The following is a 21,836-nucleotide window of genomic DNA, read 5'->3' as shown; positions in this document are numbered from 1 at the left end:
CGTAGAGCAGGTCCACATGCAGCGACAACATGTGGTTGTTTTGAGGGGACGGGACCAACTGAGATCAACGCTAGATCGCTCGGCGGCAGCGTCAGATGGGTATAAAAGCGGGGGGCAATATGAACGAGGCGGCCAAACCCTTTCGGGGTGTCGATGCAGTCCTGGCATCCGAACTGGGCGCCAGGGCACTGGACCGGGCCTTGGTGCTTGGCTGGATCGATCGGCTTGCCAACGAGGACCTGGAACCTCGCGAACTCCCGAAGGCGGCCGAGCTGACGCCCACCGGATTGGCGTTGCTGCTGGGACAGTTGAAAGCCAGTGGGGTGCTCGAAGGAGCGAATTCCATCGGCCTGACCGCGGGCTTCCGGCAGGTGCTTGAGGCGCGTGACCTGTTGGAAGCGCGGCTCTGGTTCCTCCTGGCGATTGCCAAAGATGTGCATGAGCGCTTCGCCCTGCTGCTCGCCGACCCCGGCGCATTCGTGCAGCAGGCGGAGGTGTTCCGGCTGTTCGACTATTCCCGGGCGCTGACCACCTCACCGGAGCATCTGGCGGCCACTGCCCGCTGGGTCAGCTACACCACGGCGCTGACCAAATACGAGGGGCCGCTGCTCAGCCCGTTGCTGGGGCTGGAGGCCACGCGAAAGCTGCTCGATGTCGGTGGCAATAGCGGCGAGTTCGCGCTGCACCTGGCCGCCATCCACCCGCACCTGAGCGCCACGGTTGTCGACCTGCCGGCGGTTTGCCAGCTCGGCGCGCGCAACGTCGTCTACCGGCCGGGCGCCGAGCGGGTCAGCTTCGCGCCCAGGGATATTCGCGCTGAGCGGCTCCCTGGGCCGGTCGATACCGTGGTGTTCAAATCGGTGCTGCACGATTGGCCCGAGGACATGGCGGCGCGCTTCATCGCCGCCGCACGTGAGGCGCTCTATCCCGGCGGACGGCTGCTGATCGTCGAGCGTGCGCCCGAACTGGCGCTGGACCAGCCGATGCCGTTCTCGATGCTGGCCAACCTCATATTCCTGCCCTTCTTCCGGCCAGCCTCGGCATATGCCAAGTTGCTTGAAGCGCAGGGCTTTGTGGTCGAGACGGTGCGCAGCGTGGTGCTGGATATGCCGTTCCAGGTGATTGCCGCGCGCAAGCAGGCGATCTGATCGGGGAAGCCAATGGCAGAGGGTGTCTCATTGCTGGACCGCCGGCCGACCGCGGCGGATATGCGCCGCTTCGTGGCCGAGCTCCACGGCCCGCATGTTACCGAGCGCTCGACCAAACTCTGGCGCGGGCGGCAATCGGCAGACCGCTTCCTCGTGACCTGCCAACCCGAACTGCTGGGGCCCGATCCGCGCCACCGATTCCGCGACATTGCCCTGGCCCTCGCCTGCGACCCGGCAGCCACCGAGCGGCTGCTGGCGTCCTGGGATCGGGTGATCACCGTGCACCTGGGCTGCGACGGCATCGATCCGCCGCTGTTCAAGCTCTATGTCGAGTACGAGCTGGGGCGCTCCGGACGCTCGGACATCCCTGACGATACGATCTTTCTGTCGGTGAAGTGGCGACCGGGGCGCGAGGCCAATTTCTCGCGCTATCGGCACCTGAGCTATCCCACCAACGGGGTCGAGGCCCGTGACGCATTGCGCAAGAGTTTCGCGAGGGATGTCGGCGAGGCGTCGGCGGCGTTCACCGATCGGGTGCTGTCGGAACTGATCACCCCTGAGGGGCGCGTCGATGTGATGCTGGTCGAGGATGAGGACACGCCACGCAAGTCGTTCGACATCAACCTCTATCGGGTCGATACGCCGCTGGCGCGCCACCGCCGGGCGCTGGCAGAGCTGTGCGAGGCCTTTGGCCTGCCGGCCGCAGCACCGCAGATCCTCGCTGACGGGGCAGGGACCATGCTCGGGCATATCGCCATCGGCCGCGACGCCGCGGGGAGCGAGTTCGTCACCCTCTATTATGCGGCCACCAAGCATGACCATCGCTGAGCCCCTCCCCGCCGCGCTCGCGGCTGAGGCCGGTGACCAGTTGGCCGATTTCTGCCTCTGGCCTTACGAGCCGCTGGCGCCGGCTGCGAAGGGGCTGCGCAGCGAGGCCGTGCTGTGGGCCGCGGCGCAACTGGATCCCGCGGGTGGAGCGCTGACCGAAGTGATCCGCGCCTTGCAGGACGAGCTCGGGCGGGGCCAGACCGTCTGGGGCATCAAGCAGGCCGATGGGCGGCTGAGCTATGAGCTCTATTTCTACGACTATGCGCGGGCCGAGCGGCGCGTATCGCTGCAGCGGGTGCTCGGGTGCCTCGCGCCCTTCGCGCCGAGCCGGCTGTCGATCCCGGACGAGCGGCCCTACTTCATGTTCTCGATCGATATCGAGCCGCAAGGGCTTGCGGCCCGCCGGCCGATCGACGAGGTCAATCTCTATTTCGGCAACCCCAGCAGTGACCTCTCATCGGGCCTGTCCTATCGGCTGACCGCCGACGGGCTGGAATTCGCCAATCTCTACCACTTCTTCCACACACGCGAGGATGCGGAGGCCTTGCGCCGCAAGCTCATCACCTCGGCGCGCCTCGATGAAGCCGAGGGTGTGGCCGACAGGCTGCTCGACCCGCCGAAGCTCGGCGTGGTCACGGTGATCGCCAACAAGCGGCACTCCGACGGCATCTATTATTCGCGCGTCCGGGCGCAGCAGATGGCGCGTTTCATTGCCGATCATCATTATCCGCCGCCCCTCGTCAGCTTCGTGCAAGCCCATCTCAACCGTTTCGCGCATCTCTACTTCGATCTGGGCGTCGACTATGCGATGGTGGATGGCAGGCTCGAGGTCCGTAAGACCGCGGTCTATGGCTTCGCCTGAAGGGCGTGAAACGGCATGGGACGCTACGACAACGCCAGCTACGTGTCGGCGACACTGGAGTTCCGGTGCAATCTGCGTTGCGTCCACTGCATGATCGAGGGGACGATGGACCGGTTGCAGCCGGTGTCGGACGAGGCCTTCGATCACGTGCTGCGCCGCAACGAGGAGACCCGGCAATATAGCGGCCTGGTCATGACCGGCTCGGAGATCACGCTCAGGCGCGATCTTCCCGATCTGGCGCGGCGCGCTCGGGCCGCCGGCTTCGAGCACATCCGCATCCAGACGCATGGCATGCACCTGAGTCGCCCCGGCTACGCCGAACAACTGATCGAGGCAGGGGTCAACGAGTTCTTCGTCTCGGTCGCCGGCAGCGATGCGGCCACCCATGACGGCATCACCACGATCAAGGGCTCATTCGACAAGATGATTCGGGGGATGGAGATCGTCTCGAGCTTCCCCGGCACGGCGATCATCACCAACACGGTGGTCACCGAGCGCAGTTACCGCCTCTTGCCCGACGTGGTCGACGCGCTCTCGGGCATCGCGGCGCTCAGCCAGATGGAGTTCTGGCACTATTTCCCGATGAGCCGGACCGACGACAAGCTGCTGCTGGCCGACTATCGGTTGATCGTGCCTTACCTCAGGCAGGCCTGCGAGCGGGCCGACGCGCGCGGCATCGCCGTGGAGATCAAGAACGTCCCGCAATGCCTCCTGGGCCAGGACGACTGGCGCCTCGATAATGGCCAGGCGGCGCTGCTGATCGATCCCGACTTCTGGATCGAGTTCGACAAGAACGGCTTCTACCGCTGTCCGCACCGGGAACGTTGCGCGTCCAAGGCCTGCCTGGGGCTGACCGAGGCCTATATCGCGCGCTTCGGCGACATGGCCGCTGACCTTGCGCCCTATTCCGGATTAACCTCCCGTTAATCTTCCACGGTGCGGAATTACCACGCGGCCCCGCATTATTTACACTAGTTCGTCAGTACCAGTTGTATGTGTCGAAGCACATTGATACGTATGCCGTGTTGGTCGCCCGGCGGGAACCGGAGCATTTTTTGGCCAACGCCGAGGGGGCGCATACTTGGCCAAACAATTATTGATTTATGAGACCGCCACGCCGGTCAATCGAAGCCGTCACGCCAACTTGGCGGTCAAGACCGGGAACGATTTCAGTTTCGCGGCGAACGTCAACTCCGTGCCGCTGATGGTCGCCGAGTTTTCGCAGGTCGCCAACGAGATGGCGATCGTATTCGCCGGCAATGGCGAAGACGTCATCCCGGCGGTGCTGCTTGGCATTCGCGAGAACGAGAACCTGTTCATCGACGACAAGGGCAAGTGGCTGGGCAAGTATGTCCCGGCCTTCCTGCGGCGCTATCCGTTCGTCTTCTCATCGACCGATGAGGGGCAGAACTTCACCCTGTGCATCGATGAGTCGTTCGAAGGCGCCAACAATGACGGGCGCGGCGAGCGACTGTTCGACGCCGATGGCGAGCAGACCCAGTACCTGAAGAGCGTGCTCGGCTTCCTCCAGGCCTACCAGGTGCAGTTCCAGCGCACCAAGGACCTGTGTGGGCGTCTGCGCCAGTTCAACCTGCTCGAACCGATGCAGGCGCAGTTCACCCTGCCGGACGGCCGCAGCATGATGCTGTCGGGCTTCGAAGTGGTGAGCCGCGACCGGCTCAAGGCGATTTCCTCCGACCAGCTCGCGGTGCTCTTCGGTTCCGACGACCTGGAAGTGATCTACCTGCACCTGCAATCGCTGCGGAATCTGCAGGCAACTGCTGGGCGGCTCGGCGTGGAGCCGGCCGAACCCAGCGCGGCGACCGCTCCAGAGCCGGTCGCGCCGTAGCGAACTAGAACCCGCGGGGGCGCCCGCGGGACGGCCGGGCCCGGTTTGCGGCTCGGATAGGCGACGGCAAGGATCCCCGCGCGTTGGCGGGAATCCTGGTGACGTAGTGCGTAACTAGCATTGCAACATCTGTCGGTGTGCGAGGGCGCGCCGGCCAGGAGTCATGATGGCCTATCCTTTCAGATCCGAAGGCATCTTCGGGCGTCCCACTTCGCAGCGCCGGGTGAAACTGGCCAGCGCGCTGCAGGACAGGCTGAAGCGACTCCTGCGTCGATCGAGGTCGGATCGGCAACTCGCCGAGCGCGTCCGCCTGGTCTTTGATTCGCTCGAACCGCGCCTGCTGCTGAATGCCGACCTGAACGTCAATTTCTCGTCTGAACCGACGGCGCAGGATCACGACCTGCTGGTCCGGCTGATCGAAGAGCAGCAGCTCGTCAACAACGTCACGACGACGATTCGCCGCGTGGAGATTCTTGACCAGAACAGCGGCGGCAAGGTGCTGGCCTTCGGCGATCTGGACGAGATCAATTCCATCAACATCATCGGCGGCTCCGGCAACGATACGCTGCGCATCGATGAGGATTCGTTCGGCTCCAATACGCTGGTGCCATCGATCACCTTCACCGGTGGCGGTGGGGCGGACCGGCTGATTTATGACACCTCCGACGCGGCTGCCTGGTCGATCAGCGGCGACCAGGCCGGCTCGATCAACGGGCAGGCGGTCGACCTGACCTTCATCGGCGTCGAGAATCTCAAGGGCTCCGACGGCAATGCCGATACCTTCACCTTCGCTGCCGCCGGCAAGCTCAGCGGCGTCGTGGATGGCGGCTATGGCGGCAACGACACCGTCCTCTATTCCGGCGTCAGTGCCGTCGGCGGCACCGGCAGGCTCGGCGCCAATGGGTCGGGCTCGGTCGGCCTCAGCAACAACTCGACCCTGACCTTCGAGAACATGGAGCCGTTCACTGTCGGCGGCGGCATCAATGTCGTCGACATGCGGAACATCGTCTCGGGCGCGTCCAGCAAGAACGTCTCGATCATCGCCAGCGGCGCCGATGTGGTGCGCGCGGTGATCGACGGGAGCAACTACGACACCGCCGCCACGTCTCCCGTCTGGCTCTACCTGGGCGACCTGGCCAACGTCACCACCATCAGCTCGCTGCCCTCCAATGCCGCCTTCTCGCTGATGGTCGATGCGGGCGAGCAGATCGTCGTCGCCGGCGATGTTACGGTCGGTGGTTCGCTCGGGCTGAGTGCCGAGAACGTCACCATCCAGGCGGGCGCCGACGTCATCGCCGACGCGGTCACCATCAAGGCCATCGACTGGTCGCGCGTCTCGCTCGATGCGGCAAATTCCAATTCTGATGGCGATGGCGACGCCACGACGCTGAGCGTGACCCGGAACACGTCGGCAACCGTAGTCGTCAACGGTAGCATCGTTGCAGACTCGGTGATCGTCAGCTCGGTTGCAGCCAATACGGTGCGCGCTCATGGCCAGGCAGCATCGACGATCAAGACCATCGCGCTGACCCTCAACAACAGCTCGACAATCACGATCGGCAGTGCCGCTGCGATCACCGGCGACGCAATCGGCATCGCCGCAAATACCGATGTCGATGTCGATTCGATGATCACCGAAGTGCAGATTCCGAATCTGCTCGGGCTGACGAACGTCATCCTGCCCGATACCTCGCTTAGCGGGCTCGGCCTCGATGCTGACGTCCTGGCTGAGATTACCGCCAATCCGGCGACCTCGTTCAGCACGGCGGATGCGGCGTTCAAGGACGCCATTGCCCGCGGCAAGATCGGCATGGAGCAGTTGAAGACGCTGGCCGAAAGCCTCGTCGCCTTCAAGAATGCACAGCTCGAAGCTACGCTGGGCATCACCAACTCGACCAGCGTTGTGATCGCCGCGAACGCCGACATCGTTCAGGCCGGCGGCATCGCAGGCGACGATGTCGACGACCTTTCGATCACCGCCAACGACAAGACGATTGCGCGCGCCGCGTTGCAGACCGAGATCGACGCATTGATCTCGGCTTTGTCGAGCGTCGTGGTCTTCTCCGCCGTATCGTCCGACATCACGCTCGACCGCAGCGCCGAGGTGCTGGTCGGTCCGGAAACGGGCGCGGTGTCCAGCACGCCAATGGTGATCAGCGCGGCGGGCGACGTCCGCATTGCCGCAGGCGGCACCGGCGACGTCCGCAACGACATCGTCTCCACTTCGATCGGTTCGGCCTCGACCCACACCAGCGACGGTGGCGACCTCGTCAAGGTGCTGCTGCGGGGCGTTACCGTGGCGGCAGGTGGCCTTGCCGTCGATGCCGCCAGCGGCACGTCCTACACCGCGCGTAGTCTCGATTCCGAGAACATTGTCTCCGGCGCCACCAGCGCAACGATCGACGCGAGTGTCATCACGGCTGGAGCTGGCGGGCTCTCGGTAACGGCGACCGACGCGTCGCGCTTCATCGCGATAGCGATGCCCTTCCAGCCCAGGCTCGACCCCAACGTCGCGTTCCCGACGATCCAGGTGGCGCGCGTCAGCATCGTCAACATCGTCGACAAGCTGACGACGGCCACCATCTCGGGATCCACCGTCGAGAGCTCCGGCGGCGTGACGGTCTCGGCGAGCAACGAGACCAACCTCCTCGCCTACGCGTCTTCGGCGCCAACGGGCCAGGACACCACCGCCGATCCGGTCGAGGCAAAGAACGCCGTGGCCGGTATTCTGGCCGCCAACGTCGTCAATGGCGGGGTCGCGGCGAGGATCACCGGCAGCGCGATCACCACGACTGACGGCAGCGATCTGGTCGTGACGGCGGCAGATGACAGCTTCATCGACGCCACGATCTACATGAGCGTCGACGGCAATGGGGCCGTCAGTCTCGGCATGGCTTCGTCCAACGGCGTAACGGCGCTCGAGGCGCTGAACGTCATCGGCTTTGACATCGGTTCCACGGCGGGCGATCTCGCCAAGGCCTCGCTCGATGTGCTGTTGGGCACCGAGTTCTGGACCAACGAAACGCCGGTCGAAGTTTCCGCCTCGATCGTCGACACGGTCGTTGTCGCCGCCGGCGCGGTGGTGGTCACCGCGAACTCCCGCGGCGTCGCCAACACTACGGTGAGCAACGCGCTGCGCAACCGGGGCGAGGGCGGCATCCTGTCGAGCAGCGCCAAGTCGATTGCGGCGGTGCTGTCGTCCAACCAGATCAGCCGTTCTGCGGTCGCCACCATCGATGGCGGCGCGACGTCCAGGAAGGTTGGAGCGCAGGGCGACATCGAGGTGCGCGCCTGGGATGATTCGACCGTCAACTCGAACACCAAGATCTCCACCGCGGCGATCTCGTCGAGCGATGGCGGCCTGCATGCCCTCGAGGATTACTTCGCCGAGGGCCAACAACTCGACAGCGACCGGACGCTGACCGACGGACTCGGCACTACCGTGCCCTATGGCACCACGGTGACGCTGAACTACGACACCAAGACCGACGGCTACACCGGTTCGATCGACGTCGCCACCGGTGACATCGTCTACGTGGCCCGGCTGGGCACGGCCGGCGTGCTCTACAAATATGTCGGGACCGGCGCCGATGCGACGCGGACCATCAATTTCGAGCAGGCCGACGACGCCGCCGACTTCGCCGATACCGGCTACTGGATCGAGATTCCGGGAGTCGAAGGCAACACCTACACCTATCTGGGTGCCGACAACCCGACGCTGGACCTCACCGACCCCGACGCCGTTGACTTTACCGATGCGGACCTGTGGAAGCCTGAACTCGACTATTCGGTTCTATCCGGCGGGCTGAACCTGCGTGGCACGGGTGGCATGTCGATCGGTGCCGGTATCGTGTTCAACGACGTGCGCGGCGGCGCCAAGGCGCTGATCACCGACGCGGTGATCGATGCAGGCGCCGTAACGGTGAAGGCCGACTCTACCGGAACCATTCAGGCCGTCGCCGACGTACTCAGCGTCGTCGAGGGCGGTTCGCCATTCGACCAGGACACGCTGGTCACCAAGGCGCTCGGCAAGGTCAAGGGCTTCCTGTTCATGGCCGGCGGCACAGCGGCTCAGAGCGCCGTGGTCGCCACCAACCTCATCCAGGGTGAGACGTCCGCCAAGATCGTCGATTCGGCCGTTGGAACGACGCTCGACAAGGTCGGCGATATCCTGGTCGAGGCGACGAATCGGTCGATCATCGTTTCGGAAAACTCCACTGTTTCGACCGCCGAGAACGGCGCGACGGCCGGCGCCTTCCAGATCGCCAACAATACGATCGGCTGGGAACGCGGCAACTTCCTGTTCAACACGGTCGAAACATTGCTGGGCGATGTGGTGGCCGACGTTGCCGGGCAGACCGGGTCGTCGCTCCGGCTCCGCACGCCGAACCCGTTCGACGTCGAAGCCTCGATTAGCGACAGCAGTATCTTTTCGAGTGCCACGGTCGCGGTCAACGCGGTCTCCAGCGCCCAAATCATCGCCACGGTCGACAGTTCGGCTTCGGCCGCCTACGAGGCGCTGTTCGATGGCCAGTCGTCGGCAACGGGCGCCGTCATTGCCGGAAACAAAGTCGCAACCGCTGCAACTGCCAAGATCAGCGGCGGCACCGTCACTGCCAAGGCGGTCAGCGTGACCGCCGAGGACTCTGCGAGCATCGATGCCGCCACAGCGCTCGGCGCGACGGCGTCGCTCGACAACAATAACGGCGTCACCGCGGTCAACGCGATCGCCGCCAATCTTCTCGACGACTACAAGTTCACCACCAAGTCGGGCGTGCCGCAGATGGTGCTCGGCGACAAGGTGCGCATCGAGCAGCCGGAAGTCGACCTCGACGACGGTGACGATCCGGCCGCGGTCGAGATCCAGACCGGCGATCGGGTGCTGTCCGACGAAACCATCTATCGCTACATCGGCGCCGCGACCCTCACCGACATCTCGTCGGTTGACTTCGCGAACGATGCCGACTGGGTGGAGACCACCGGGGCGCCGGGTGCGATCTACCAGTATATGGGCCCCGACAACGCGGCGGTGGTGCTGGCAGAGGCCGATTTCAACGATTTCGGCCTGTGGAAGCAGCTCAACTCCGAATCGATCATTCCGGCCGACCTCGCCAAGACGACGCTGCTGGCAATGGGCATGTCGGAAAAGTCGGTCTTCGGCAACGCTGTGGGCAAGGGCGGCATCTTTGCGCGCAACCAGGTCAACAGCGATGTGCTGGCCAAGCTCAACCAGACGACGCTCACCACCCTCGAGGCTGTTACGGTTTCGGCCACCCAGGCCGCAAGCATCCTGTCGTTCGATTCCAGCATCATCGACGCCTGGGATTCGGCCAGCGTCGTCTCGGTGACCAACACCGTCCTCGGCGGCGCGACGGCTGCCGTCGACGACAGCACCGTCACCAAGGCGAGCGGGGCGGGCGCAGCGAACACGCTGTCCGTCACCGCCACCACGGACGCCCTGATCGACGCCACCGCGCTCAGCGCCGCCTATGGCTCGGGAACCGTCTTCGGGGCGGTCATCGCTTTCAATTCCATCGGCTACCAGCCTCAGAACCTGTTGTTCGACGCGGTCGACGCGCTGATCGGTTCCCCTGAAGTCGGCAAGGCTCTCGGCCTCGAAACGCCGATGCAGACGACGGCCTACATCAAGACCTCCGAAGTCGATATCGCCGGCAACCTGAGCGTCAATGCCATCAACACCTCCGCGATCTCCGCCACCGTCGGCAACGAAAGTGCGATGGAATGGGAGAATACCTTCACCCCCGCGGCCAAATACGGGGTGAGCGGCACCGCGGCGGGAGCTATCCTTGCCAGCAATAAGGTGAGCGCCGGCGCCTCGGCGTATGTCGACAACAGCGCCGTTGTCCTGTCCGGCGGCAATCCGACGCGGCAGATCGATGCCGGGGGCGATATCGCCATCACCGCAAGCACCGACGCCGCCATCTCGGCCGACATCAAGGTCGTCTCGACCACGGCCCCCGGCAGTACGCTGGGAGCGCTCGAAGACGCTGTCCGCGGCGTTGCCGACCGGCTGGGCGCGGGTTCCTATGACTACACCACCAAGTCGGGCGTCCGCACCATTGAACAAGGCGACAAGGTCCGCGTTGCGCTGGACTACCTGACGGCCGAGATCGACCTCGATTCGTTCGCCCCCGGCGATACGCTTCCGACCACCATCGAGCACGGCGATCTGGTCGAAATGAACGGCACGATCTACCGCTATCTCGGCAATGCGGTGATCGGCACCAATACCGGCATCAACCTGTCCGACCCCACACAGTGGCTGGCGCTCGACGTCAACGCCGGCGAAATCTACGAATATATCGGCGCCGCCTCGCTCGGCCCGGTCGATCTCGCCTCGCCGACGGTCGACTATTCGGACACGACGAAGTGGCGTCAGCTGCGGACCGCCGACTACGAAGACATTTTCTTCCCCGCCATCGGGAACGTCGTTACCACCAACTCCAAGGCCATCGCCCTGTCGATCGCCTACAACGATGTCCGCGGCAATGCCGAGGCCTATATCAAGACGGCGACCGTCACCGCGCACGGCAACGGCCCCGCCGAGGGCTCGCTGCTGGTCGAAGCCACGGCGTCCTCGAGGATCTGGGCCTACAGCACCAACACCGTTTCCGCCGGTGGCGGCAGCGGCATAGACGGCTCCGGCGATGTGCTCGGTTTCAACGGCCAGATCGTCACCAACGTCGTGCTCGGCGACGCCGCCGCTACCCTCGACGGTGCCAGGATCACCACCGAGGGCGATGTAGAGGTTCTCGCCACCAACGTTGCCGCCATCGATGCGCGCAACTACAGCTCGGGCGTGTCGGGCGCCACCGCCGCCGGGATCACGCTCGCCTTCAATTCCGTCGGTTGGGACTCGCAGAACGTCCTGTTCAACGCCATCGATACGTTGGTCGGCGCCAACTACATCGCGGGGGACGGTTTCGGTCTCGACGTCGGGGCCAACGCCACTGCAGCCGTCATCGGCGGGACGATCAACGCCGGCGGCACGATCAGCGTGCTCGCCGATAACAGCGCCCTGATCAACTCGACCGTTTCCAACACGGCACAGACTGTTACCGCGGCCCTCTACGGGGCCTCGGGTGCTTCCTATGGTGTCGTGCTGTCGGGCAACAAGGTCGTTGGCAAAGCGACGGCATCGATCAAGGACGCCAAGTCAGCGACCGGCAAGGACATAACCTCGGCGGGAGGAGTTATCGTTTCCGCCGCTGACCAGAGCGGCATCTATTCCAACACCAAACTGGTGGTCGAGACCTCGGTAACCAATGATGCCGGCGTCGGCATCATTCAGGAAACTCTCAACGACGTGATGGGGGCCGACTACGACACGACCGCCGACCCGTCTGGCGACAAGATTCGCAGCCTCAAGTATGGCGACCGGATCCGTCTGGATGACGGGTATGGCGGCGCGGCGGTGGATATGACCACCGGCATTCCGCCGTTCGACGTCGATGTCGAACCTGGCGATATCATTCAGCTGCAGCCCGCCGACGGCGAGGACGACGGCCTCAAGTACCTCTACATCGGCAGCGGTCCGTACACGATCGCCGACGTGGACAGCGAGGACTTCGAAAACGGCGACTGGCTGCTGATCGGCGGCGATGCCGGAGCCATCTATACCTATATGGGGACGGCCGCGACCGGACAGGGTACCGACCTGACCCAGGTCGACTATTCCGATCTCAACTACTGGAAGAAAGACCCGGCCACCGAAATCCTCCTGCACGACCTGAACCTCTCCGTTGCACCGGCAACCAGCGTTGGTGCGCTGGTCGTTCTGAACGACGTGCGGGGTGGTGCCAAGGCCAGCATCGATAATGCCGAGGTCGAGGGCGGAACCGGCGACGTCACCGTCAGTGCCTATGAGACGGCGACACTGCGTGCCACCGCTGACAGCGCCGTTGCGGCAATCGGCGGCAATTCGCTGCCGTCCAATACGTTCGCGCCCAATCCGAAGCCGGATCCCGAGACCGGGGAAGTCAAGCCGCCCGAAGACACCGTATTGGCCATCAACGGCACGATTGCCACGAACCTGGTACAGTCGAGCGCCGTCGCGGAGATCGTCAATTCGACCATCACCGGCCAGGGCGGCGCCTCGGTCGAGGCGGTCAACGACGCGCAGATCCATGCCAAGACGCTCGCAGCTGCTTCGACCAGTGGCGGCGAGACCTTTGGGGTCGTGCTCGCCTTCAATTCGGTCGGCTGGGAACCGCAGAACGTGCTGTTCAACGGCCTCGATGCGATCCTGGGCGATGACGTGCTGGCCGATGACGCGTTCGGGCTGCAGAACCCGGCAATTGCCGACGCGCACATCACCTCCAGCACCATAGACGTCGCCGGCGATCTGACCGTCAGCGCCGACAATACGGCGATCATCGACGCCGAGGTCAGCAACGAGGCGACGTCGTCGACGACCTCGATCGCCGGCACTGACGGCAAGGCGATGGGTTTCATCGTCGCCAGCAACAAGGTGGCAGGCGGCGCAACGGCGACCATCGACAATCCTGCAGACTCATCGGACACGATCAAGGCCGACGACGTGCTGGTGCAGGCGGTCGACGATGGCGAGATCATTTCGGTCGGCGACATCAAGGCCATCGCCGAGATCAAGAACGACTATGGGGTGAGCATCGCCACCAATATCATCCAGTCGCTGATCGAGAGCTATAAATACACCACCAAGTCGGGCACGCAGACCCTCAACGACGGGGATCTCGTCTATATCGGTGACGACTACGCGGTCGAAGCCGACCAGGGCAAGATCTTCAAGTATTCCGGCCCCGATGGCGTCGCGATCGACCTCAGTGGCGACATCACCACCAACGCCGCCTTCTCCGAGTTCAGCGTTGCGAAGGGCGTCGAGCTGATCAATGCGCTGGCTTCGAACCTCGCGGGTGGCAGCGCCACCGGCGTCGGCGCGATGGCCATCCTCAACATGGTCGAGGGCAAGGCAGAGGCGCTGGTCAAGGGCGCGAAGCTGACGCTGACCGGCGACCTCGATATTCTGGCCGACAAGACCGGCATCATCGACGCCGACCTGACGGCGCGCGTCGAAGTTACTGGCGGCACCGCTGCCAAGTCGACGTCGATCGCCGTCAACGCCGTGATCTCGACCAACAACGTCCTCGGCACCACCAGCGCCAAGCTCACCGGCAGCACCGTTACCTCGGCCGACAACGTCTCGGTCATCGCCAACAACACCTCGACCATCGACGCCACGCTCGATGCCGACACCATCTCCAAGCAGACCTCGGTCGGGGTGACGCTCGCCTTCAACTCGGTGGGTGTGCAGAACCAGAACTTCCTGTTCAACACTGTCGACGCCCTCGTCGGCACAGACCTTGTCGACACCATCCAGGGTGCGCCGCCGGTTGCCACCACGGCGCTGATCGACGACACCACCATCGATGCGACCGGCGATCTCAATGTCGAGGCACACGGCGACCAGACCATCAATGCCGAGATCTCGAACTTCGTGCGGGTGCTGCGTGCCGGTGGCGGCGATGCCATCAGCGTCGGTGCGGTTATCGCGCTGAACCGGGTCACCTCCACGGTCAGCGCCACCATCAGCAACTCGAGCCAGGTCTATGCCGACGGCGATGTCGTGGTCGATGCCGACAACACCGCCAACATCACCTCCGAGGTGGTGCAGCCGGTGATTGCGCTGGCGGCCGATCTGTTCACCGGTGGCGGCACCAAGAGCTTCGCCATCAGCCTGGTGGTGTCGCGCAACATCATCCGCGCCGATATCGATGCGGCGATCGACGGTGTCACGGATATGGATGCCGGCTCCGTCATTGTATCCGCGGACCAGTCGAGCAAGATCGAGAGCATGGCGGCTGCGGCCGCCGTCGCTGCCGCGGTAGCGCTCAGTGGCAACACCACCGGTGTCACCGGTGGTGGCGCCATCTCGAACAACGCGCTGCTCGGCAGCGCCGAAGCGACGATCCTCAATTCCAACGTCTCGGCGCCCACCGGTACGGTGCAGGTGCATGCCGGCAACTCGGCCGACATCGACGCGACTGTCCTGGCGGCCGCCGTCTCGGTGTCCGGCAGCTTCGGCGGAGGCTCCAATGGCGTCGCCATCGGAGCGGCGCTGGCGTTCAACTACATCGGCTACACCGGTTCGATCACCCAGGTCGGCACCGCGACGCCGCTGAAGACCGAGGCGAGCGTCCGCAACTCGACGGTGTCGGGCAAGAAGCTCAAGGTCGACGGCAGCTCCACGGCGACCATCGACGCCACAGTTGCCGCCGCCGCCGTGGCGATTGGCGCCTCTTCGTCCAGCGCCAAGCAGTTCGGCATCGCCGGCGCGATCGTCGAGAATCGCATCGCCGCCGACACCACCGCCACCGTCGACGGTGGCGACACCGGCGCCTCTACCATCACGCTCGGCACTGAAGGTCTCGAGGTCAGCGCCACGAGCAGCAATACCATCAACGCGATTGCGGCCGCCGGCAGCGTCACCGCTGCACTTTCGGGCGGCACTTCGGTCGCGGTGTCGATTGCGGCCGGCGTGGCGCTCAACGACATCAAGGGCACCACCAAAGCCAATATCGAAGACACCGGTATCACTGGTACCGGCGGCGTCTCGGTCAAGGCCGAGGACCTTTCGAAGATTTCCGCCACTGCGGCGGCGGCGGCGTTCACCCTCAGCGGCAGCCCGAGCAACGGCGTGTCGGTCAGCGGCGGCGGCGCCGGAGCCAGCAACGTCATCGCCACCGATGTGCTCGCCACCATTCTGACCTCGACCATCACCGTCGATGGCGGCGTGCTGGTCGATGCGCATTCCAAGCAAGATATCGACGCCACCATTGTCGCTGCAGCATTCGCGGCCGGTATCGGCGGGTCCAACGGCGTTGCGGTCGGCTTCGGCGTTTCGGTAGCCGAGAACCTGATCAAGGGCGATGCGGCGACGCAGGCGCAGGTCAAGGCCCAGATCGGCAGCAGCGATGTCACTTCGGGTGGTGCGGTGGAAGTCACCGCTCTCTCCGAAGGAAAGATCGACGCCACCGTTGTCGCTGCCTCCATGGCCATCGGCATCGGCGGCTCGGTGGGCGTCGCGCTCGGCGGCGCCGGCGCCGGCACCCATAATGCCATCACCGTCGCGACCTCGGCGCTGATCGACGGCGCGACCTCCGACATCATCGGCGACTCGATCAAGGTTTCCGCCGAGGACAAGTCCGATATCGACGTGCTGACCGGCGCCGCCTCGGTGGCGCTGGCGGTCGGCTCGACCGGCGCCGGCATCGCGCTCGGCATCGCCGTGGCGCTCAACGAGATCAGTGCCGGCGTCACCGCTTCGGCGGCCGGCGTGGCGCAGCTGAAGACCAATTCGGGGAACCTCACGGTCAACGCCAAGCGCGATGAGAAGATCAATGCCAAGGCCTATGCGGCATCCTTCGGTGCCGGCTTCGGCAGCGTCGGCGTCGCCGTCAGCGGCGCGGGCGCCGCGGCCCAGAACAAGATCGGTGGTGACGTGGTCGCCTCGATTGCCAGCGTGGCCAGCGTCGACGTCACCGGCAGCGTGCTGGTCGAGGCTGATTCGACCTCGGTAATCGATGCGACGATCGCTGCGGTGGCAGTTTCGGTTGCCGCCGGCGCCACCGGTGTCGGCGTCGGTATCGGCATCTCGGTCGCCCTCAACACCATCGGCGATTGGGACGATGGTGGGCTCACCTACCAGGAGCTGATCGACACCGAAGATCCGCTGACCACTGCGGAGCTCACCACCACCGCCGAGGTCAAGGCCTTCATCGACAAGTCCAAGGTCACCGCGACCGGCGCCGTCGAGGTGAACGCCGTCTCCGACCAGACCATCGATGCGACGGTGGTCGCCGCCGCCGGTGCCCTTGCCGGCGGCTCGGTTGGCGTGGGTGTTTCCGCCGCCGGCGTTTACGTCGAGAACCTCATCGCCGTCGAAACCAGCGCATATGTCTCGGGCACCGCTGCCACGAAGGCTGAGATCGATGCGGCCAGCGTCAAGATCAACGCCGAAAATACCTCCGACATCGAGGCGCTCGCCGGTGCGGCCTCGCTGGCCGTCGGCATCGGCGCCACCGGCGTCGGGGTCAGCGTCGGCATCGCGGTGGCCAAGAACACCATCGATGGCGGCGTCAGCGCCTATGCGACCGACGCCGATATCTCGGTGACCGATATCGTCGACCGGCCGAGCGGCGCCAATCCGCCCCCCGCAGCGACGCCGGGGACGATTCAGATCTCGGCGACGCTCGACAACACCATCGAAGCCACCTCTGCTGCGGCGGCTGTCGCCATCAGCGGTGGCGCCGTCGGTGTCTCCGTTTCCGGCGGCGGCGCCGTGGCGCTCAACACCGTGCTCGGCAGCGCCACCGCCTATGCCGCCGACAGCGTACTCGATGCGGGCGGCGACATCAGCGTGACGGCGGACAGTACCTCCGACATCGACGCCGAGGTCCTCGCGGTGGCGGGATCGGCGGCGTTTGGCGGCGTCGGCGTTGCCGCCTCGATCGGCATCGGCATCGCCCGCAACAATATCGGTTACGTCACCAACGGCGCCGACCTCGCCCCGACCTACGATCCGATCGTGGTCAAGGCGTATCTCGAGGACACCGAGGTCGAGACCTTCGGCGAACTCTCACTCGAGGCGACCTCCAGCGAGACCATCGATGCCAAGGTGATCTCGGGCTCGGTGGCCATTGCCGCCGGCGGCGTCGGTGTCGCGGCGGCCGGTGCCGGCTCGGAAACCAGCAACCATGTCGGCGTGGAAACCTCGGCCTATATCTCTGGCGACGGCGCCGGCATCACGGCTGGCGACATCAGCATCGCTGCCTCCGACACCATCGACATGGAAGCCTATGCGGGCGCCGCGTCGATTGCCGGCGCGGCCGGCGTCTATGGCGGTGCGGCTTCGATCGCCGTGACGGTGGCCGACAACTTCAGCAAGTCGGCAGTCAAGGCCTATATCAAGGACGCTGGTGCGGTCACCGTCACCGGCACGGTGGCCAAGGACGCCCTGGGCTATCTCGATCGCCTCGAGGACGGCGTCGTGGCCACGCCTGATCCGCTGCAGTTCCAGCTTGGGACCGGCAAGGTCACGATCGCCGCCACCAGCGATATCACGCTTGGTGCCACGGCCGAGCTCGCTTCGGTTGCCGTCAATCTCAGCATCGGCCCGACGCTCGCGGGCGGCGGTGCCGAGACCACCAATAATGTGGTCGTGCTGACCGACGCCTATATCGACCACAGCACCCTCAACGTGAACGGCGATGTCGAGATCACCGCCGATACCGATGTCACGACGACGGCGGTCAACCGGGCGCTCACGGTGGCGGCCGGGCTGTTTAGCCTCGCCGTCTCGGGCCTCGACGCCGATACCGATATCGATATAGACAACACGGCCCGTACGCTCGGCACCTCAAGCATTGACGCGCGCGATGTAACGCTGCGCGCCACCGCGACGCCATCCGCTAGTGCGGAGACCGAGGCGGCCACCGGCGGTGTCCTCGCCGTCGGCGTGTCGAAGGCCGACGTCGATGTCAATGTGCTGTCCGAGACCAAGACCGCCAATACCACCTTCACCGTCCGCGACCTGACGTTGCAGGCCGAGGAGGCGCGCGCCTCCGCCACGGCCAACACCGCCTATGCCTCGTCGCAGGGCATTGTCGGGGCGCTGATCGGCGCCGACGCCACCGTCACCAATGCCGACCATATCGGCGCGATATCGGCGCTGCTCGGCGCCGGCACTTCGATCATCGCCTCCGGCACTGTCGCCGCTACGGCGCGTGGCGACAACCGGCAGCGCGCTGCCTCCGACAGCGCCGCCTACGGCCTTGTCGCCGCTGGCGCCACCAAGGCCACCGCGACCTCGAGCTCGAACACCAAGGCAGAGGTTGGCGCCAACGTCAGCATCACCGCCGGTGATCTGGTGGTGCGCGCCAACGGCAATGACGACAACGCCTCGTCGGCCAGCCCCGGCGCCGGCGGTCTCGTCGGCATCGCCTCGGGCGAGGCCGACACCGTGGCCAACGTCGCCTCGGAAGCCAAGATCGGCACCAACGCCCAGATCACCCTGCTCGCCAATGCCACGACCGGCGCCACCGGGGCGTTGCGGCTGGCCTCCGACCAGAACACCCTCGCCAATAACGAGATCAAGACCAGCTCGTATGGCGTGATCTCGGGTAACGGCACCTCGGCCACCAACGACGTCAATGCCAACAGCACGGCGCGCTTCGCCAACAGCGCCGATATCACCGCCTCCAACATCTCGGCCTCGGCGGTCAACCACTTCACCAAGGCCGATATCGGCACCAATGTCGACGGCATCTCGGCCGGCGCCATCAGCATTGCCGGCTCCGAGATCCGCACCGACCTGTCGCTCAGGACGCTGACCATCGTCGAAGACAATGTTACGCTGACCGTCGAGAACGCTTCGCCCGATGCCGGCGGCATCTCGCTCTCGACCTTCAACGACATCTTCTATGCTGACACCGTCGCCTATAAGGGCGGTGGCGTGATCTCCGGCATCGGCGCCTCCAGCACCCTCGACACCAAGGATGACGCGGACGACGACAGCGACGACGGCAACGGTGTCACAGGAACGGTGCAGATCGGCACCAACCCCGCGACGACAAGCAATTCCAACATCAGGATCCGCTCGACCGGCGACGTTCGCCTCGCCTCCAACAGCGAGGTCGATGCCACCATCAAGGTCAGCGTCGACAATTACGGCTTCCTCACCGCCTCGGCGGCGCAAAGCGTGCTCGAGATCAATCCGGTCCACAACATCACCATCGGCGGTGGCGCCGAGATCAAGGCGCTGCGCCATGTCCGTATGCTGACCGGCATGGACGAGAGCTTCACCCGCGACAGCTACAGGCTCGCGACCTATGCCGACACGCTGGCCGGCAGCGTCATTCCGCTCGACAAGGTGCGCAACGACAGCCTGCTGTTCATCACCAACCGCATCGATGTGATGACCGGCGCGACCGTGCTGTCCGGCGGCAATGTCGACGTCCTCGCCGACACCTTCGCGCTCGCCAATATCATCTCGCAAGGCAAGAGCCGGAACTGGGCTAGCGCCATCAGCGATGGCATCAACAGCGCGCTGGGCGGCGCCGAGACCTTCACCAGCAATGGCGGCTCGGAGGTGGATTCCGTCGTCAATGTCGATGGCACCATCCGCACCGGGCTCAACCGCGTCGTCAACGTGGTGATCGAGTCGGTCGGCGGCACCAACGCCAATCCCACCGCGGTGATCACCGCGACCGGCGCCGACGGCACTCCGATCGACACCGTCACGGTGAAGCTGGTCAAGAAGCAGCTCACCTCGAACTACATCGACGAGCTGGTCAAGGCGCGGGTCGAGTACGACAAATACCGCGACGACGCACAGGTGCGTGCCTTCTGGCAGGGCGAGATCAAGCGCTTGACCCGCGAACTCATCTTCCTCGGCCTCGCCGAGCCGCCGCGTGACGAGGTCACCGGGCAGATCATCCCCGCCATCGACCCGATCACCGGCCAGCAGGTCGTCATCCCGGTGCTGCGCGAAGTGCTGACCATCGTGGTCGACCCGATCTACGCTTCGGCTGGCCGCATCCACGTCATGGCCGACGTGCTGCAGGGCGACGGCGAGCTCGATGCGCCCGGCGACGTGTCGGTCAGTATCGAGAACAAGACCCGCGCCTTCCTCGACATCAAGGGGATCACCATCCCCGAGAACAATGGCGGCGTGTTCCTCAATGGCCTGCAGAACGAGATCTCGGCATCGGCCAGCGAAGCCGAGGCGAACGGCAAGATCGACACGGCCAACACCAGCAACGTCACGACCAAGAACAACAAGGACGATACCGGCTTTGATCACACCTGGGTTGCCGGCGACGCCAATTTCGACATCACACTCACGCCCGGTATCCGCACCGATGCGACCATTCTGATCAAGAACAGCTGGCAGCGCAGCAGCACCGACGAGCCCTGGCCGGGCATCACCGTGTCGGGCGCCATCGACGCGATTACCAGCGATGTCATCATCGATAACTCGGTCGGCTCGGGCGACATCACCGTCAATGCCGAGATCGACGCCAATTCCGTCGATCTCAGGACGCAGGGCTATGTGCTGATCGATCTGCCGCCGGGCAGCGTCTACCACTCGGGCGGCAACCCGTACGAGGACTGGAAGGCCATCTCCACCGATGGCGGCGTCGGCGACATCACCTCGCCGGCCGCCGGCACCAACCTCGTGGCGCAGCCGCCCAAGCCGGGCATTACCGCCAACCGGGTGTCCATCACCGCCGAGTTCATCGACCTCAACGGCGTGATCACCAGCGGCAAGGAGGATTATGTCCTCAACCTCAACCAGGCGACGATCAACGAGATCGCCCTGATCGAGAAGGGCAAGCCGACCACCAAGCAGGTGCTGCTCAAGACCGCCAGCACCGGCGCGTTCAATGCCTATTGGGACGTCGAAACCAAGAAGATCGTCATCGAGGAATTCCGGGTTCCTGGTGGCTCGATCACCATCACCGGCAACCTGCTCAACACCGGCAACGGCATCATCGAGGCGCTCGGCGGCTACGTCCACGTCAAGGTGGTCAACGACACCAACTACGACGTGGTGATCCGGCAGCTCGACGTGCGCGATCGGGGCGCCGGCACCATCCGGCTCAACGACAAGGCCAAGGCGGCCAATGCCGACGGCTACAAACAAACCTGGTACCAGGTGGACGACGACGGCACCGTCACGGTGCGCGAGAGCCAGTACAAGCTGGAGACCACGCCGGGCGCCACCAACACGGCTCCCGACAAGCGTGAGTACGTTCAGGTCGCCGGCAGCACCGTTGCCACCGACTACGTGGCCGGCGTGGACGGACCCTACCGCGAGACCTTCGTGTACAAGCCTCAGGAAGGCTGGCGCTTTGGCTGGACCGTCGGCAAGGTCGTCGAGACCAAGGACACCAGCGTCTACACCACCTCGAAGTGGCTCGGCATCGATGCGTTCTCGCCGGACGCCTTCGACGCGCTGCCGTCGGTCATCACCGTCATCGAGGGGCCCTCGCTGATCGACAACTCGATATTCTTCTATTTCGACACCGTCGACGCGGCGAGCGCCACCGATGCCGATGCCGTCCACACCTATCACGAGGACGAGTTC

Annotated in this window: 6 protein-coding genes (1 of these 6 only partly in view); all 6 read left to right on the top strand. The window is 64.9% G+C overall.

Annotation, left to right across the window (positions count from 1 at the left end):
- Positions 1 to 119: 119 nt before the first annotated feature.
- Positions 120 to 1,148 carry a methyltransferase gene (locus VW23_RS18355; protein ID WP_069910994.1) on the top strand — a complete coding sequence of 343 codons (1,029 nt, stop codon included), beginning with the start codon at positions 120 to 122 and terminating at the stop codon, positions 1,146 to 1,148.
- Between the two features lie 12 nt (positions 1,149 to 1,160).
- On the top strand, positions 1,161 to 1,976 hold the full coding sequence (locus tag VW23_RS18350) for a hypothetical protein (RefSeq protein WP_141728386.1): 816 nt from the start codon (positions 1,161 to 1,163) through the stop codon (positions 1,974 to 1,976).
- A complete protein-coding gene (locus VW23_RS18345) occupies positions 1,963 to 2,838 on the top strand; it encodes a hypothetical protein (protein ID WP_069910992.1) in 876 nt (291 codons plus the stop codon). The genes VW23_RS18350 and VW23_RS18345 overlap by 14 nt, the downstream gene beginning before the upstream one ends.
- Positions 2,839 to 2,853: 15 nt before the next feature.
- Positions 2,854 to 3,765, top strand: coding sequence for a radical SAM protein (locus VW23_RS18340; protein WP_069910991.1), 912 nt, complete (start codon positions 2,854 to 2,856; stop codon positions 3,763 to 3,765).
- A 154-nt stretch (positions 3,766 to 3,919) separates the two neighbouring features.
- A complete protein-coding gene (locus VW23_RS18335) occupies positions 3,920 to 4,687 on the top strand; it encodes a SapC family protein (protein WP_069910990.1) in 768 nt (255 codons plus the stop codon).
- Positions 4,688 to 4,853: 166 nt separating this feature from the next.
- Positions 4,854 to 21,836, top strand: the 5' portion of a protein-coding gene (locus VW23_RS18330) for an LEPR-XLL domain-containing protein (RefSeq protein ID WP_069910989.1). It continues 12,057 nt past the right edge of the window; the window shows 16,983 of its 29,040 coding nt (coding positions 1-16,983); the start codon lies at positions 4,854 to 4,856; the stop codon falls past the right edge of the window.

This window comes from Devosia insulae DS-56 (genome assembly GCF_000970465.2).
Lineage (GTDB): Bacteria > Pseudomonadota > Alphaproteobacteria > Rhizobiales > Devosiaceae > Devosia_A > Devosia_A insulae.
The sequence above is the reverse complement of the archived record's forward strand: the minus strand, read 5'-3'. Positions and strand labels throughout refer to the sequence as shown.

Bases quoted from the DNA above. Each gene is read 5' to 3' on its own strand.
- VW23_RS18350 (WP_141728386.1), top strand. From the start codon at position 1,161: ATGGCAGAGGGTGTCTCATTGCTGGACCGCCGGCCGACCGCGGCGGAT.
- VW23_RS18345 (WP_069910992.1), top strand. From the start codon at position 1,963: ATGACCATCGCTGAGCCCCTCCCCGCCGCGCTCGCGGCTGAGGCCGGT.
- VW23_RS18355 (WP_069910994.1), top strand. From the start codon at position 120: ATGAACGAGGCGGCCAAACCCTTTCGGGGTGTCGATGCAGTCCTGGCA.
- VW23_RS18340 (WP_069910991.1), top strand. From the start codon at position 2,854: ATGGGACGCTACGACAACGCCAGCTACGTGTCGGCGACACTGGAGTTC.